Source organism: Sphingomonas sp. Leaf230 (assembly GCF_001421745.1).
Taxonomy (GTDB): Bacteria; Pseudomonadota; Alphaproteobacteria; order Sphingomonadales; family Sphingomonadaceae; genus Sphingomonas.
In genome coordinates this window covers 178016-193540 of the sequence record NZ_LMKW01000012.1, presented here as the reverse complement: position 1 = coordinate 193540, position 15525 = coordinate 178016, and the positions used below count along the sequence as shown (strand labels likewise).

Annotated in this window: 19 protein-coding genes and 1 other RNA gene; 17 read left to right on the top strand and 3 right to left on the bottom strand. The window is 65.0% G+C overall.

Going from position 1 to position 15525, the window contains the following annotated elements; translation table 11 throughout:
* Positions 1 to 3: 3 nt before the first annotated feature.
* The 12 genes from ASE82_RS16810 (at position 4) to ASE82_RS16755 (ending at position 10806) form a co-directional block, all read left to right on the top strand.
* Positions 4 to 723, top strand: coding sequence for a DUF448 domain-containing protein (locus ASE82_RS16810; protein ID WP_056066111.1), 720 nt, complete (start codon positions 4 to 6; stop codon positions 721 to 723).
* A complete protein-coding gene (gene infB / locus ASE82_RS16805; RefSeq protein ID WP_056065913.1) occupies positions 720 to 3569 on the top strand; it encodes a translation initiation factor IF-2 in 2850 nt (949 codons plus the stop codon). Before ASE82_RS16810 ends, infB begins: the two co-directional genes overlap by 4 nt.
* A 115-nt stretch (positions 3570 to 3684) precedes the next feature.
* Positions 3685 to 4074: a 30S ribosome-binding factor RbfA gene (gene rbfA / locus ASE82_RS16800; RefSeq protein WP_056051571.1), complete on the top strand. Its 390-nt coding sequence runs from the start codon at positions 3685 to 3687 to the stop codon at positions 4072 to 4074.
* 31 nt (positions 4075 to 4105) lie between these two features.
* Entirely contained in the window at positions 4106 to 4375 is a 270-nt protein-coding gene (locus ASE82_RS16795) for an AbrB/MazE/SpoVT family DNA-binding domain-containing protein (RefSeq protein WP_056066108.1), read from the top strand.
* Positions 4372 to 4761, top strand: a complete 390-nt coding sequence (locus tag ASE82_RS16790; protein WP_056065910.1) for a type II toxin-antitoxin system VapC family toxin — start codon at positions 4372 to 4374, stop codon at positions 4759 to 4761. Before ASE82_RS16795 ends, ASE82_RS16790 begins: the two co-directional genes overlap by 4 nt.
* Complete coding sequence (locus tag ASE82_RS16785; RefSeq protein WP_056065907.1) at positions 4761 to 5336, top strand: thymidine kinase; 576 nt, start codon at positions 4761 to 4763, stop codon at positions 5334 to 5336. The genes ASE82_RS16790 and ASE82_RS16785 overlap by 1 nt, the downstream gene beginning before the upstream one ends.
* A 151-nt stretch (positions 5337 to 5487) precedes the next feature.
* Complete coding sequence (truB, locus tag ASE82_RS16780; RefSeq protein ID WP_056065904.1) at positions 5488 to 6477, top strand: tRNA pseudouridine(55) synthase TruB; 990 nt, start codon at positions 5488 to 5490, stop codon at positions 6475 to 6477.
* Between the two features lie 18 nt (positions 6478 to 6495).
* Complete coding sequence (rpsO, locus tag ASE82_RS16775; RefSeq protein WP_055881152.1) at positions 6496 to 6765, top strand: 30S ribosomal protein S15; 270 nt, start codon at positions 6496 to 6498, stop codon at positions 6763 to 6765.
* 231 nt (positions 6766 to 6996) lie between these two features.
* Positions 6997 to 9420, top strand: coding sequence for a polyribonucleotide nucleotidyltransferase (pnp, locus tag ASE82_RS16770; RefSeq protein WP_056065902.1), 2424 nt, complete (start codon positions 6997 to 6999; stop codon positions 9418 to 9420).
* A 119-nt stretch (positions 9421 to 9539) separates the two neighbouring features.
* Positions 9540 to 9920, top strand: a complete 381-nt coding sequence (locus ASE82_RS16765) for a response regulator (RefSeq protein ID WP_056065900.1) — start codon at positions 9540 to 9542, stop codon at positions 9918 to 9920.
* 209 nt (positions 9921 to 10129) lie between these two features.
* Positions 10130 to 10438 (top strand): hypothetical protein, encoded by a 309-nt coding sequence (locus ASE82_RS16760; RefSeq protein WP_056065897.1) that lies wholly within the window; start codon positions 10130 to 10132, stop codon positions 10436 to 10438.
* On the top strand, positions 10432 to 10806 hold the full coding sequence (locus ASE82_RS16755; protein ID WP_156348939.1) for a hypothetical protein: 375 nt from the start codon (positions 10432 to 10434) through the stop codon (positions 10804 to 10806). The genes ASE82_RS16760 and ASE82_RS16755 overlap by 7 nt, the downstream gene beginning before the upstream one ends.
* 72 nt (positions 10807 to 10878) lie before the next feature.
* Here ASE82_RS16755 and ssrA read toward each other — a convergent pair.
* Positions 10879 to 11234, bottom strand: a transfer-messenger RNA (tmRNA) gene (ssrA, locus tag ASE82_RS19095).
* Between the two features lie 121 nt (positions 11235 to 11355).
* Between ssrA and ASE82_RS16750 the strand changes: the two genes are divergently transcribed.
* On the top strand, positions 11356 to 11787 hold the full coding sequence (locus ASE82_RS16750) for an RrF2 family transcriptional regulator (protein ID WP_056065892.1): 432 nt from the start codon (positions 11356 to 11358) through the stop codon (positions 11785 to 11787).
* A 146-nt stretch (positions 11788 to 11933) separates the two neighbouring features.
* On the opposite strand, the gene mscL is transcribed toward ASE82_RS16750, so the two are convergent.
* Positions 11934 to 12404 carry a large conductance mechanosensitive channel protein MscL gene (gene mscL, locus ASE82_RS16745; RefSeq protein ID WP_056065888.1) on the bottom strand — a complete coding sequence of 157 codons (471 nt, stop codon included), beginning with the start codon at positions 12402 to 12404 and terminating at the stop codon, positions 11934 to 11936.
* A 104-nt stretch (positions 12405 to 12508) separates the two neighbouring features.
* On the opposite strand from mscL, the gene ASE82_RS16740 reads away from it, so the two are divergent.
* From ASE82_RS16740 to ASE82_RS16725, 4 genes are read left to right on the top strand one after another with little or no spacing between them, the layout of a single operon-like run.
* Positions 12509 to 13105, top strand: coding sequence for a LemA family protein (locus tag ASE82_RS16740; protein WP_056065884.1), 597 nt, complete (start codon positions 12509 to 12511; stop codon positions 13103 to 13105).
* 10 nt (positions 13106 to 13115) lie between these two features.
* Positions 13116 to 13973, top strand: a complete 858-nt coding sequence (locus tag ASE82_RS16735) for a TPM domain-containing protein (protein ID WP_056065881.1) — start codon at positions 13116 to 13118, stop codon at positions 13971 to 13973.
* Between the two features lies 1 nt (position 13974).
* On the top strand, positions 13975 to 14640 hold the full coding sequence (locus tag ASE82_RS16730) for a TPM domain-containing protein (RefSeq protein ID WP_056066106.1): 666 nt from the start codon (positions 13975 to 13977) through the stop codon (positions 14638 to 14640).
* Positions 14637 to 15140, top strand: coding sequence for an NUDIX hydrolase (locus ASE82_RS16725; protein WP_056065879.1), 504 nt, complete (start codon positions 14637 to 14639; stop codon positions 15138 to 15140). Before ASE82_RS16730 ends, ASE82_RS16725 begins: the two co-directional genes overlap by 4 nt.
* A 100-nt stretch (positions 15141 to 15240) precedes the next feature.
* On the opposite strand, the gene ASE82_RS16720 is transcribed toward ASE82_RS16725, so the two are convergent.
* Positions 15241 to 15522, bottom strand: a complete 282-nt coding sequence (locus ASE82_RS16720; RefSeq protein ID WP_056051595.1) for an ETC complex I subunit — start codon at positions 15520 to 15522, stop codon at positions 15241 to 15243.
* Positions 15523 to 15525 lie beyond the last annotated feature (3 nt).

The window sequence follows — 15525 nt, the reverse complement described above, 5'->3', positions numbered from 1 at the left end:
TGCATCCTCTCGGGTGAACGCGACGTGCGTCCGCACCTCGTGCGACTCGCGTTATCGCCTGATGGCCAGATCCTTCCCGACGTGCGCGCCAAGGCTCCCGGCCGTGGCGCGTGGATCGGTGTCACGCGAGTCGAGCTCGAAGCCGCGATTAAGAAGGGCAAGCTCAAGGGCGCTCTCTCCCGCGCGTTCAAGACCGGCGAGTTCATCATCGATCCCGAGCTTCCGGCCAAGATCGAAGCCGCGCTCGAGCGTAACGCGCTCGACCGGCTTGGGCTCGAATCACGCTCCGGCACGGTGCTGATCGGGTCCGACCGGATCGAACAGAACGCGCGCCAGGGCAAGCTTAAGGCGCTGTATCACGCGTCCGACGCGGCCGAGGATGGCAACCGTAAGCTCGATCAAGCGTGGCGCATCGGCAACGATGTCGAGGGCTCGGGTTTGCGGGGGTTGGCACTCCCGGTATCGCGCACCATATTGGCGTTGGCGCTGGGGCGGGAAAATGTGGTACACATTGGCCTGACCGACCGCGCTGCAGCAAAGCGGGTGAGCGAAGCGCTCGACCGTTGGCTGCATTTTATCGGCCCCGAACCTTCTTCCGTGTCTTGCGAAACGGCCTCGCAGGGCGCATCGGCGTCACCACAAAATGGGGCGCCACCGATACAACAGGCGTCCGGATCGACCGGAACACGCCCGGCCGTGGACATGACTGAGGAATTTGAGTGAGCGACACGGACAACGAGAAGCCGAAACTTGGCATGCGCGCACCTTTGGGTGTGAAGCGCACGGTCGAGACCGGCCAGGTGAAGCAGAGCTTCAGCCACGGCCGATCGAATACGGTGATCGTGGAAACCAAGCGCGCGCGCGTTCTGCGCCGTCCGGGCGAGCCCGACGTGCAGGTCGCGGATGCCGCACCGGTTGCCGCGCCCGCCCCGGCGGCTGCTCCCGCAGCCCCGGCACCGCAGGCGCGCGCACCGCAGCCTGCGCCCGCTCCCGTGCGTCAGCAGCAGAGCAATCTGTCGCCGCAGGAGCGCCAGGCCAAGCTGCTCCGCGAGGCCGAAGAGCAGCGCATGAACACGCTGGAAGAAGGGCGTCGTCGCCAGGAGGCCGAGCGGGCCAAGGCGATCGAAGACGAGCGTAACCGCGTCGCCGATCGTGCGCGTGCCGAGGCGGAAGCCAAGGCGCCGAGGCCCGTCGAGGCGCCGGCACCGGCTCCTGTGGTCGAAGCGGCTCCCGCTCCGGTCGCAGCACCAACGCCAGCGCCTGCGCCGGCTCCGGTCGAAGCCCCCGTTGCTGCGGCGCCTGCCCCGGCACCGGTTGCCGCGGCTCCTGCGCCTGCACCAAAGCCCGCTCCGGTAGTGGCTGCTCCTGCGCCGGCTCCCAAGCCTGCGCCGGCCCCTGTCGCTCCGCCGGCACCGCCGCCCGTCATCGAACTGACCCGCGATCCGGCGTTCCCGGCACCGCGCCGGTTCTCGCCGGTGGCGCGTCCCGAGCGTCCTCCGCCGCCGCCGAAGCCTGTCGCAGCACCCGCTGCCGCAGCGCCGACCACGGCTGCGAATGCCGGCACGACCGCGGCTCGCCCCGGTGCGACCGGCGTCAATGCTCCGGCCGGTGGCGTTCGTCGCGACGCAGTGCCAGCGCGTCCGCAGCAGCGTGACCGCAAGGGTGACGATCGTCGCACTTCGGGCAAGCTCACCGTCAACCGCGCGCTAGGCGATGGTGATGGTGCACGCGCTCGCTCGCTCGCCGCGCTGAAGCGTGCGCGTGAGAAGGAGCGTCGTGGCACCGGTGGTCCGCGTGAGGCGCAGGCCAAGCAGATCCGCGACGTCGTCGTCCCAGAGGCGATCACGGTGCAGGAACTTGCCAACCGCATGGCCGAGAAGGGTGCCGACCTCGTCAAGGCGCTGTTCAAGATGGGCATGCCCGTCACGATGACGCAGACGATCGACCAGGACACCGCCGAGTTGCTCGTCACCGAGTTCGGCCACAACCTGACGCGCGTCAGCGATGTCGACCAGGATCTGGCCAACGACACGATCGACGATGCCGAGGAGACGCTGAAGCCACGCGCCCCGGTCGTCACGATCATGGGTCACGTCGACCACGGCAAGACGTCGCTGCTCGATGCCCTGCGCGGCACCGACGTGGTGCGCGGCGAAGCGGGTGGCATCACCCAGCATATCGGCGCGTATCAGGTCACGCTGAAGGACAAGTCGAAGATTACCTTCCTCGACACCCCGGGCCATGAGGCGTTCACGCAGATGCGTGCGCGTGGCGCGGACGTCACCGACATCGTCATCCTGGTGGTGGCGGCGGACGACGGCCTGATGCCGCAGACGGTGGAGGCGATCGCCCACACCAAGGCGGCGGGCGTGCCGATGATCGTCGCGATCAACAAGATCGACAAGGAAGGCGCCAATGCCCAGAAGGTGCGCGAGCGCCTGCTGAGCGAGGAGATCGTGGTCGAGGACATGGGCGGCGACGTCCAGGACGTCGAAGTCTCCGCGACCAAGAAGATCGGTCTCGATGCGTTGATCGAGAAGATCCAGCTCCAGGCCGAACTGCTCGAACTGCGCGCCAATCCGGATCGCGCCGCCGAGGGTACGGTGATCGAGGCCAAGCTCGACAAGGGTCGCGGGCCCGTCGCGACGATCCTCGTCAACCGCGGTACGCTGCGGGTCGGCGACATCTTCGTGGTCGGGGGCGAGAGCGGCAAGGTCCGTGCGCTGGTCGACGACAAGGGCAAGCAGATCAAGGAAGCGGGTCCGGCGATGCCGGTCGAGGTGCTCGGTCTGTCGGGTGTTCCGCAGGCGGGCGATCCGTTCCAGGTCGTCGAGAACGAGGCACGGGCCCGCGAAGTCGCGGAATATCGTCGCAGCGTGAAGACCGACAAGCGGACCGCTTCGGTTCCTGCCAGCCTTGAGAGCATGTTCTCGGCGCTGAAGGAAAAGCAGGCGATCGAATATCCGCTGGTCGTGAAGGCGGATACGCAGGGCACGGTCGAGGCAATCGTCGGGGCGATCAACAAGATCTCCACCGACCTGATCAAGGCGCGCGTGCTGAGCTCGGGCGTCGGCGGCATCACCGAGTCGGACGTCACTCTGGCGGCAGCTTCGGGGGCTCCGATCATCGGCTTCAACGTTCGCCCGAACGCCAAGGCACGCGAGATCGCCGAGCGCCAGAAGGTCGCGTTCAAATATTACGACGTGATCTACGACCTGATCGACGAGATCCGGGCGGGGATGGCAGGCGAGCTTGGGCCGGAAGCGTTCGAGACGGTCGTCGGTCGTGCCGATATCCGCGAGGTCTTCTCGGCGGGCAAGCACGGCAAGGCAGCAGGTCTGCTCGTCACCGAGGGCAACATCCGCAAGGCGCTCAAGGCGCGCATCACGCGCAACGACGTCATCATCTACCAGGGCGAAATCGCATCGCTGCGTCGCTTCAAGGATGATGTCGCCGAGGTCCGTGCGGGGCTCGAGTGCGGCGTGACGTTCACGTCGAACTTCGTCGACATCAAGGCCGGCGACGTTCTCGAGACGTTCGAAGTCGAGATGCGCGAACGTACTTTGTAACTACTAAAGCCCTCTCCCCTGCGGGGGGAGGGTTGGGTGAGGGGCTGTCCCAGGCGCTGGCGTATGCGGCGCCCCTCACCCCCGCCCTCTCCCCGAGGGGGAGAGGGAGCTTAGAATGAAGACCGATACCCCAGAAGCAAAAGCCGTCCGATCGCTGCGAGTCGGCGAGCAAGCGCGTCATGCGCTGTCCGACATCCTTGCGCGCGGTGATGTCCACGATCCGGTGCTCGAAAAGCACCTCGTGACCATTACCGAGGTCCGCATGTCCCCGGATCTCCGCCACGCCACCGTCTTCGTGAAGCCGTTGCTCGGCAAGGACGAGGAAAAGGTGCTGAAGGCGCTGCGGACCAACACCGCCTACCTCCAGCGCGAAGTCGCGAACCGGGTGCAGATGCGGTATGCCGCCAAGCTGAAGTTCCTCGCGGACGAAAGCTTCGACGAGGGTACGCATATCGACCAGTTGTTGCGCGATCCACATGTTGCGCGGGATCTGACCGAAGATTGACTTTGATCACGGTAAGACGCATCTTACCGTGATGAATGCCCAGACGAAAATGTCGGAAAAAGGCCAAGTCGTAATCCCAAAGGATGTGCGCGACTCGCTCGGCTTGAACCCTGGCCAGCAGTTCGAGGTCCTGCAAGCGGGTGGTGACATCGTGTTGCGACCGACGGGTAGGACGACCGGAAAGAGCGTCGCCGAGGTAATGGCCGATCTGCGTGCGCGCGTTCGGTACGAGGGGCCGGCCATTCCTATCGAGCAACTGAGTTGGTCGCCCGATTTCGACGAGGACGGTCTTTCCGCGTGAAGGCCGTTGATACCAATATTCTCGCGCGTTTCATCTTGGCAGACGACGAACATCAGTCGGCAATGGCATCTGAAATACTTGGCGCGCCGGTCTGGGTGAGCCTGACCGTCTGGCTCGAACTCGGATGGGTGCTATCGAAGCGCGCCGCGCTCGGTCGTGCGATGGTGGCCGATGCGATCGAAACGCTTCTCCAGTTGGGAACTATCCATACCGCGGATCGCGATGGCCTGTCCTGGGCGGTCACGCGCTATCGCGAAGGGGCTGATTGGGCTGACATGATCCACCTCGTTTCTGCGCGTTCCGTGGCGGACGGCTTCGTTACGTTCGATCGGGGAATCGCGATCCATGCAGGGCAATCGCCCGTACCTGTCGAGACACTGATCTGATGGCCAAGCTGTATTTCTACTACGCGTCGATGAACGCGGGGAAGTCGACGAACCTGTTGCAGGCCGACTTCAACTACCGTGAGCGGGGCATGCGGACAATGCTGTTCACAGCGGCGATCGACGACCGGTTCGCGGCGGGGACGATCACGTCGCGGATCGGTCTGGAAGCGCCGGCGATCGCGTTCGATGCGGGGACGGATATCGGGGCCTGCGTGGTTCGGCAGCACGGCGAGGACGCGATTTCCTGCGTGCTGGTGGACGAGGCGCAATTTCTGACCTCTGCACAGGTCGATCAGCTCGCGCATATCTGCGACGTGGTTGGCATTCCGGTACTGGCGTACGGGTTGCGGACCGATTTTCAGGGGGCGCTGTTTCCCGGGTCGGCGCGGTTGCTGGCGCTGGCGGACTCGCTGGTGGAGATCAAGTCGGTTTGCGGGTGTGGGCGGAAGGCTACGATGAACCTGCGGGTCGATGGGAACGGGCGAGCGATTGCCGAGGGGCAGCAGACCGAGATTGGCGGGAACGACCGCTATGTCGCACTATGTCGGCGGCATTTTTGTGAGGCTTTGGGTTAGGTCTAAGCCACGCTTCCCCCGTCATCCTGACGAAAGTCAGGACCCAGGGTACCGAACACCGTCGCTTGTGGCTCTGGGTCCTGACTTTCGTCAGGATGACGGAGTGGGTGGGGTAGGGTCCCGCCTCAACTGAACTTTAGGACTTACGCGCATGCATGGCTGGATCATTCTCGACAAGCCGCTGGGGCTTGGGTCGACGCAGGGGGTATCGGCGGTGAAGCGTGCCTTGCGCAGCGGCGGGTATGGGAAGTTCAAGGTGGGGCATGGCGGGACGCTCGATCCGCTGGCCACCGGGGTTTTGCCGATTGCCGTTGGAGAGGCAACCAAGCTGGCCGGGCGGATGCTCGATAGCGACAAGATCTATGATTTTACGGTGATGTTCGGGGTGCAGACCGACACGCTCGATGCGGAGGGTGTGAGCATTGCTACGTCCCACGTGCGGCCGACCTGGGCGGCGGTCGAAGCGGTGCTCGCGCAGTTCACCGGGCCGATTTTCCAGGTGCCGCCGGTGTATTCCGCGCTGAAGGTGGATGGGGAGCGGGCTTATGATCTGGCGCGGGCCGGGCATGAGGTGGTGCTCGCGAGCCGGGATGTGACGATTCATTCTCTTATCCGTCACCCCGGACTTGTTCCGGGGTCCACTCCACCGCGGGCTCCGGAGCTTGCGGGACAGTGGACCCCGGAACAGGTCCGGGGTGACGGAGTGGGGGGGGATGGTCCCCTGCCCCACTCCGCCCTCGAGGAGGTCACCCTCACCGCACATGTGTCGAAGGGCACCTACATCCGCTCCCTCGCGCGCGACATCGCGATCGCCCTTGGCACCGTCGGCCACGTCACGATGCTGCGCCGTACCAAGGCCGGTCCGTTCGACCTCACGTCGGCGATATCGCTGGACAAACTGGACGAACTCGCTAAGGCCTCCGCGCTTGAAGATGTACTTCTGCCCTTGAGGGTGGCGCTGGACGACATCCCGGCTCTCTCCCTCACCCCCGACCAGGCAGGGGCGCTCCGACAGGGGCGTATCTTGGCCGGGATCGCCGCAGACGATGGCCAATATTTTGCCGAACTGGACGCTGTCCCGGTCGCGCTGGTCGAGGTCGAGGACGGAGACGTCCGGGTCGTTCGCGGTTTCAATCTGTGATGTCGAGGACATGAATTCATGACGATTACCGCTGAACGCAAGACCGAGCTCGTCAAGGAGCATTCGCGCGCCGAGGGTGACACCGGTTCGCCGGAAGTCCAGGTCGCGATCCTGACCGAGCGCATCAAGAACCTGACCGAGCATTTCAAGGGCCACAAGAAGGACAACCACTCGCGTCGTGGTCTTCTCATGATGGTCAACAAGCGCCGGACGCTGCTGGATTATCTCCGTCACAAGGACGGCCAGCGCTATCTGGATCTGATCGCGAAGCTCGGTCTCCGCAAGTAACTTAGACGGCTCCCCTCGGGGGGCCGTTTTCGTATATAGGGTTTTGATTCCGCGCATTTCGCGCGGAGGCAAACGCCAGGACACAATTCGGTGAACTGGCAAGGAGCGACAACTCGCTCCACACCGCCGCGGGCCGGCTAAGCCCGCACACCAGGCTTCCATGAAAGTAATACTTTCATGGAGACCTCAACGGCCCCGTTCGCATCTGGCGACCGGAGTGAAGGAAAAAGAATGTTCGATACCAAGACCGTAAGCGCCCAGTGGGGCGGCAAGACGCTGACGCTCGAGACCGGCCGCGTTGCGCGCCAGGCCAACGGCGCAGTCCTCGCCACGCTCGGCGAGACCGTCGTTCTGTGCGCCGTGACGGCTGCACGGACCGTCAAGGAAGGGCAGGATTTCTTCCCGCTCACCGTCCATTACCAGGAGAAGTTCTCCGCAAGCGGCCGCATCCCCGGCGGCTTCTTCAAGCGTGAGCGCGGCGCGACCGAGAAGGAGACGCTGACCAGCCGTCTCATCGATCGCCCGATCCGTCCCCTCTTCCCAGAGGGTTTCTACAACGAGATCAACGTGATCTGCCAGGTTCTGTCGTATGACGGCGAGAACGAGCCGGACGTCCTCGCGATGGTCGCGGCGTCGGCAGCCCTGACGATCTCGGGCGTGCCGTTCATGGGCCCGATCGGCGCAGCACGCGTCGGTTACGTCGATGGCGCGTACATCCTCAACCCGACGCTGGAAGAAGCCAAGGCTGGCGATCTCGACCTCGTCGTCGCCGCCACCGGCCAGGCCGTGATGATGGTCGAATCGGAAGCCAAGGAGCTTTCGGAAGAGATCATGCTCGGCGCCGTGCAGTTCGCCCACAAGGCCTGCCGCGAAGCCGCGAACCTGATCATCGATCTGGCCGAGATGGCTGCCAAGGATCCTTGGGAAATGGCCGAGCAGGCTGACCTGTCGACTGCCAAGGACAAGCTGAAGAAGCTGATCGGCAAGGACATCGCGGCCGCCTACAAGGTGACCGACAAGTCCAAGCGTTCGGACCTGCTCAACGCGGCTCGTGTGAAGGGCAAGACCGCGTTTGCGGACGCGTCGCCGCAGGACCAGATGGCAGCCGGCAAGCTGATGAAGAAGCTGGAGGCGGAGATCGTCCGCGGCGCCATCCTCAAGGACGGCACCCGCATCGACGGTCGCACCACCACGCAGATCCGTCCGATCGAGGCGATGGTCCACTTCCTGCCGCGCACGCATGGCTCGGCCCTGTTCACGCGCGGCGAGACGCAGTCGATCTGCACCACCACGCTCGGCACGCGCGATGCGGAGCAGATGATCGACGGTCTCAACGGGCTTTCGTACGAAAACTTCATGCTGCACTACAACTTCCCTCCCTATTCGGTTGGTGAAGTCGGTCGCTTCGGTGCGCCGGGTCGTCGCGAAGTCGGTCACGGCAAGCTCGCATGGCGCGCGCTGCACCCGGTGCTGCCGACCAAGGAAGAATTCCCGTACACGATCCGCGTCCTGTCGGACATCACGGAGAGCAACGGTTCGTCGTCGATGGCGACGGTCTGCGGCGGTTCGCTGTCGATGATGGATGCGGGCGTTCCGCTGAAGCGTCCGGTGTCGGGCATCGCGATGGGCCTGATCCTCGAGGGCAAGAACTTCGCGGTTCTGTCGGACATCCTCGGCGACGAGGATCACCTCGGCGACATGGACTTCAAGGTTGCGGGCACGTCCGAGGGCATCACCACGATGCAGATGGACATCAAGATCGCCGGCATCACCGAGGAGATCATGGGCAAGGCACTGGCGCAGGCCAAGGAAGGCCGCGCGCACATCCTGGGCGAGATGGCCAAGGCGCTCGACCACACCCGTGAGGAACTGTCGGCGCATGCACCGCGCATCGAGAGCTTCCAGATCGACAAGTCGAAGATCCGTGAAGTCATCGGCACCGGCGGCAAGGTGATCCGCGAGATCGTCGCGCAGACCGGCGCCAAGGTCGACATCGACGACGAGGGCGTGATCAAGGTGTCGTCGTCCGACCCCGCGCAGATCGAAGCCGCGATCAAGTGGATCAAGGGCCTCGTCGAGGAAGCCGAAGTCGGCAAGGTCTATGACGGCAAGGTCGTCAACCTGGTCGATTTCGGGGCGTTCGTGAACTTCATGGGTGGCAAGGACGGTCTCGTCCACGTGTCCGAAATCAAGAACGAGCGCGTCGAGAAGGTGTCTGACGCCCTGACCGAAGGCCAGGAGGTCAAGGTCAAGGTTCTCGAGATCGATCCGCGCGGCAAGGTGCGCCTGTCGATGCGCGTCGTCGATCAGACGACCGGCGAAGAGCTGGAGGACACGCGTCCTGCACGTGAGCCCCGTGAGGGTGGCGATCGTGGTCCGCGCGGTCCGCGTCGTGACGGCGATGGTGGCCGTGATGCCGGCAACGGCGGCGGCGGTCGTGGCCCGCGCGGCGAAGGCGGCGGTGACCGTGGTCCGCGCGGTCCGCGTCGTGATGGCGATGGCGGTCGTGATGCTGGCGGCAACGGCGGTGGCCGTGGTCCGCGTCGCGATGGCGGCGGCCAGGGTGGCAATGGCGGCGGCGAGCGTGCTGCACGCACCGACGGCGACAAGGCCCCCGAGTTCGCTCCGGCGTTCCTGACGGGCGATCGCGACTAAGCCTTCGCGGCCTAATGGCGAATGATGAGGGGGCTCGGGAAACCGGGCCCCTTTCTCATGTCAGGCTCGCTTCGCCCCGTTATGCCTTGAGAACATGACTTATATTGGAACGGAGCGGCATGCCGGATGTTCGAACCGGTATGAATGCCATTGCGAAGTCCGTTATTCTCGTCGTCGATGACGATGCCCTCGTCCGGGTCCATTCCAACCTCGCGCTGGAGGATGCCGGCTACGAAGTCGTCGAAGCCAGCAACGCGGCCGACGCCTTGGCGAAGCTCGAAGAGCGGCCCGATATCGCCGCGCTGTTTACCGATGTCCGCATGCCCGGAGACCTGAACGGCATCGACCTTGCCAATGCCGTTCACGCGCAACGCCCCGATATCGCGATCCTGGTTACGTCGGGGGCCGATAATGGCACTACTGCCGCGCTACCCAAGGCCGCGCGGTTCGTGCAGAAGCCCTATACCGGCGCACAACTCAGCAAGCTCCTGAAACTCTGAGCAGTTAACGGACTGGAAGAGTATTCAGGATCTTACATCTACTAGTCTAGGCAGTTCTCATTCGTCATGAGTATTGCCCGTTATCAGTATTAGGGCCATCGTCCATCGCTTGAGCATCGACTCGCGGGGGCGGTCCAATGGCATCGTTAAATAGTGTACGGCCTGCGCAACGGAATGTCGTTGCGAGCGAGCGTCGCTTCTTCCTCGGCATGGCGATAGCGATCGCCGTCACGGTGATCTTCGGCTTCACGCTGAATGCGGCGCGGATGAATTGGACGTTTCTCGAACTGCCTTTGCAAGTTCATCTGCATGCCGCCGCATTTCTGGCGTGGATCATTCTCTACGTCGTGCAGAACTGGCTGGTCGTTTGGGGATCGATCACTTGGCATCGACAACTCGGCGTACTCGGCGCCGTTATCGCAGCGTCGATGGTCGTGCTGGGCATCGCACCACCGTCGCAGCGATTCAGCAGCACCGCGTCCCGCCGTTCTTTCCGCCTGGGATCTTCCTCGTGCTAGATGTGCTGGGGGTGATCGGGTTTGGCATCCTGACGGCTTGGGCGATCGCGCTGCGCAAGCAAGCCGCGTGGCACAAGCGACTGATGTTGTGTGGCACGATCCTGGTCATGTCGCCAGCGCTCGGGCGGATACTGCCGATGCCGCTGCTCGGCCAGTTCGCGCCGCTCGCGGTGTTCGCGGTGTTCGCGGTGTTCGCGTCGATGGCGGTGTTCGTCATCGCAGGCATGATCTTCGACCTGCGCCTGCGCGGGAAGATACATCCGGCCTATTACTGGGGTGGCGGCGTGCTGGTCGTGACCAACGTGCTGGTCGGCCCGCTCGGCTTCAGCCCGCCGGTACTGCGACTGGTCGAGCGCCTTGCTGCCTGATCGAGGCCGCGTGATGAGACCAAGTGTCAGGTTAGTGGGGAGCTTCTGTTGCTCGGTGCCCCCCGTACCGCCGGTGTCCACTTCTGTTGCCCGGTGTGGCCCGAACCGCGCTTTCGTCCGTATAACTTAGGTCGTTAGACCGTCAGTTATGCGGCAATTGCGAGTGCTTCGTTATCGTTGGCACTTGTGTATGGGCCGTTGCGGTGGTCCCATTCCGAGCGAAACATAGCGTCGTTGAACACACGTCGATCCTAGTTCGACCCCGTCATCGTCCCCCTCTTACGAAGAGGGCGGTGGTGGAGTCGCCGGGTACTGCCCCCGGGTCCGCTGTGTCTATGACACGCCACGGTTTATCGCCATAGCCGCCAAGAGAAGATTCCCCCGACGGCATCACCGATATAGGGGGGCCGCATCGATCTGAAAAGCCCGGCCAAATGAAAAGACTGGCGCGGTGGGCGCCCTCCCCTGGATAAATCTCCGATGGGTGGGCACACAGCGTTCCAAACCGCCTTCCGCTCGCCACAAAGCGCGTGCATAGCAACCTGCATTATGTTGACGCAGCGCTCCCGCTACGCGCTCCGCGCGATGATCTTCCTTGGCGGCGCCCCCGTCGGTGGCCCTCCCATCCCGATGACGCGGATCGCCGCCGAGGCGAACGTGCCACGCAAATTCCTCGAGCTGATCCTCGCCGACCTGCGCGAGTCCGGCCTGTTGCACAGCCATCGCGGCAAGATGGGCGGCTACCGCCTGTCGCGGCCGAGCCACCTGATATCGCTGGGCGAGATCATCCGGATCATCGAGGGTCCGCTCGCACTCGTCCCGTGCGTGAGCCGCACGGCGTACCGGCCGTGCCTCGACTGCAAGAGCGAGGCGGATTGCGCGATCCGGTTCGCGATGATGCGCGTGCGCGACGAGACCGCGCGGATTCTCGATGGGACCAGCCTCGCGGATGCCAACGCCGAGGAACTGGTAGCAGCTTAGGCTTCCCTTCTCCCCTCGGGGAGAAGGTGGCGCGGCGGCGTCGGATGAGGGGGAGTTGGGATGCGCTCCCAAGCCTCAAGCCCCTCACCCTTCCGTCGCCTATGGCTCCTCCCTCCCTCTCCCCGCCGGAGAGAGGGACAGGTGTGTCATCCCCGCGCCTTCAGCTCATCGCGGATCTCGCGAAGCAGCGCGATCTCGACGGGCTCCGGCGCAGGTGCGACGACAACCGCCTCTTCCTCGCGCTTCAACCGCGCCGTCTCGCGCTCGATCAGCGCCGCCGTCCGGTTCACGACGCGCAGGATCATGAAGATGATCCCCGCGACGATCACGAAATTGACCAGCTGCGTCGCGAACGCGCCATAGCCGAGCAGCGGCACGCCGGCCTTCTTCAACGCCGCGTAGTCGCTTAGCGAGCCTGCGTAGTTCGCCGGCACCGGCCCCATCCGCCAGAAATAGCTCGAGAAATCGAGCCCGCCGAAGATCTTGCCGATCACCGGCATCAGCACGTCGTCGGTCAGCGAGGTCACGATCTTGCCGAACGCCGCGCCGATGATCACCGCGATGGCGAGATCGAGCACGTTGCCGCGCATGATGAACGCCTTGAATTCCTTGAGCAATGCCGCCCCCTTCTGTTGCCAGCCCCAGGCTAGCCACCGATTTCGGTTTCGCCAACCCTGCGGACTGTCCTATGAGGGTGACACAGGTATTCAGGAGAGCCCCGATGTCACGTGCCCCAATCGCCCGCGGTACCGCCGCGATCCTCCTCGCATCGGCGCTGGCCGGGTGCGGGATCAACAGCATTCCGACCGCGGAAGAGACCGCGAAGGCGCGCTGGGCCGACGTCCAGAACAATTATCAACGCCGCGCGGACCTGATCCCCAATCTCGTCGCGACCGTGAAGGCTGCGGGCGCGCAGGAGAAGGACATTCTCGTCCAGGTCACGCAGGCGCGTTCCGCCGCGAACTCGGTGCAGGTTTCGGCCGCCGATCTCTCCGATCCGGCGAAGATGGAGCAGTATCAGCGCGTCCAGGGTGCCGTCGGCGTATCGCTCCAGCGCTTGCAGGAAGCGTATCCCGAGCTGAAGAGCCAGGGCAACTACACCACGCTGATGAGCCAGCTCGAGGGCACCGAGAACCGCATCACGATCGCGCGGCGCGATTACAACGGCGCGGTGCAGGCGTATAATACCAAGATCCGCACCTTCCCCGACGCGGTCGGCGCGAAGATCTTCTATGGTGCCAAGCCGATGGTCCCGTTCGCGGCGACCACGCCGGGCGCCGAGACCGCACCGACGGTGAACTTCGGCAACGCGAGCTGATCGGGGCCCGATGCTCCGCCATCTCCTGACGCTGGCGTTCGCGGTGCTGCTGGGAAGCGGCGTCGCAACTGCGCAGACCTTCCCCAAGTTCACCGGCTTCGTCGTCGATGCGGCGAACGTGATCCCGCCCGATCAGGAAGCGGCGCTGACCAAGCGGCTCGACGACCTCCAGAAGACGACCGGCAACCAGCTGGTGGTCGCGACGGTGCCCGATCTCGAAGGCTATCCGATCGAGGATTACGGCAATCGGCTGATCCGAAGCTGGGGCGTCGGGCTGAAGGACGCGAACAACGGCGCGATCCTGCTGGTCGCGCCGAACGACCGGAAGGTACGGATCGAGGTCGGTTATGGCCTGGAGCCGGTGCTGACCGACGCGTTCTCCAGCGTGGTGATCAACCAGCAGATCCTGCCGCGCTTCAAGGCGGGGGACATTCCCGGCGGGATCGTCGCGGGGACCAACGCGGTGGCGGACCAGCTTGCGCTGCCCGATGCGGAGGCGCGCGCGAAGGTTACGGCGGCAGCGGCGGAGTATGACAAGACGCATCGTCGCTCCAATTCGGGCGGCGGCGGCGTGCCGATCGGGCTGATTTTCTTCGGGATCGTGCTGGCGGCGATCGTCATTCCGATGATCTCGCGGCGCGCGGGCGGCAAGCATTATGTCGATGGCGGGAGCCGCGGCGGTGGCAGCGGCGCCTTGCCGATCGTGTTGTGGAGCATTGCTGACGCGATGACCCGTGGCGGCGGTAGTGGCGGCGGCGGAAGCTGGGGCGGTGGCGGCGATAGCGGCGGCGGCGGCTGGGGCGGCGGTGGTTTTGGCGGCGGCGGCGGTGGATCCGGCGGCGGCGGCGGCGCATCGGGGGGATGGTGACATGCGATTGAGCGACACCGATCACAACCGCGTCACGGCGGCGGTCACCCAGGCGGAGACCGCGACGACCGGCGAGATCGTCACGATCGTCGCGCGGCAGTCCGATGCCTATCACGACGTGTCGATGCACTGGGGTGTGCTGGCGATGCTGCTGACGTTGGCGCTGCTCGCGTACCGCCCGGTCGCAGCGGACCATATCTACGCGCTGGTCGATCCCTGGCAGGCGGCGCCGCAGGGTGCGCTGTACGTGGTCGCGCTCGTGCTGGTGACTTTGGTGTTCTTGGGCGTACGGCTGGTGCTGGCGTGGACACCGGCACGGCTCGCGCTAACGCCGGGTGCGACCAAGGCGCGACGCGTGCGGCGGCGGGCTTTGCTCCTGTTCCGGGCGGGGGCCGAGAAGCGCACCAAGGGTTCGACCGGCGTGCTGTTGTACCTGTCGCTCGCCGAGCACCGCGCGGAGATCATCGCCGACGACGCGATCCACTCGCGCGTGCCGAACGAGACCTGGGGCGCGGCGATGACGGCGGTGCTGGCCGGTGTGCGCGACGATCGCCCCGCCGACGGCATGGCGGATGCCGTCGCTCAGATCGGCGCAGTGCTGGCCGAGCATTTCCCGCGGACCGGTGCCCCGGTGAACGAACTTCCAGACAGGCTGATCGAGTTATGAGCAAGACCGTATGGGCCGGGAAATTCCTGACCGTGCAGACCGAGGGCACGTGGGAATTCGCCGCGCGCCAGGGCGAGATCGCGGCGGCGGTGATCGTCGCGATCGATGATGGCGACGTGATCCTGGTGGAGCAATTTCGGGTGCCGCTGGGCCGCGCGTGTCTCGAACTGCCGGCCGGGCTGGTCGGTGACGAAACCGCGGGCGAGAGCGTCGCGGTCGCTGCCGGCCGCGAGCTGGAGGAAGAGACCGGCTACCGCGCAGACGCGATCGAGGATCTGGGGGTGTTCTATTCGTCGCCCGGGATGACGTCGGAATGCTTCACGCTGGTCCGCGCGACAGGGCTGGCGAAGGTTAGCGATGGCGGCGGGGATGGTGACGAGAACATCACCGTGCACCGGGTGCCGCTGGCGGACGTGCCGGCGTTCGTGGCCGAGAAGCGGAAGGCTGGCGTGGCGATCGATACCAAGATGCTGCTGATCCTGGCGGGGTCGATCCTCTAACCAAGACTTGTTTCCCCGCGAAGGCGGGGACCCAGACTGGGCTCCCGCCTTCGCGGGAGAATAAGGAGGTGCGGGAGGGCCTAGCGCCGCTCCCGCGGGCTTACTTGAAGTTATCCGCGTAGCTCTGCAGCTTCAGCGTCTTCTGCGGCGCCGGCACGACCGTGTAGCCGAACCCCTCGCGCTCGCAGTGCGCGATCGCCGCCTCGGCGGTCGGGAACAGCAGCCGCAGCTGGTCGCGGGTGTCGCCGCTGCCGGCCCAGCCGGTGAGCGGGTCGGGGCGCTTGGGCTCCGACGGTTCGAATTCGAGCTGCCAGGCGTCGGTCCGGTGCTTGCCGGACTGCATGGCGTTCTTGGGGCGCTGGAAGATACGGGCGGTTGGCATAGA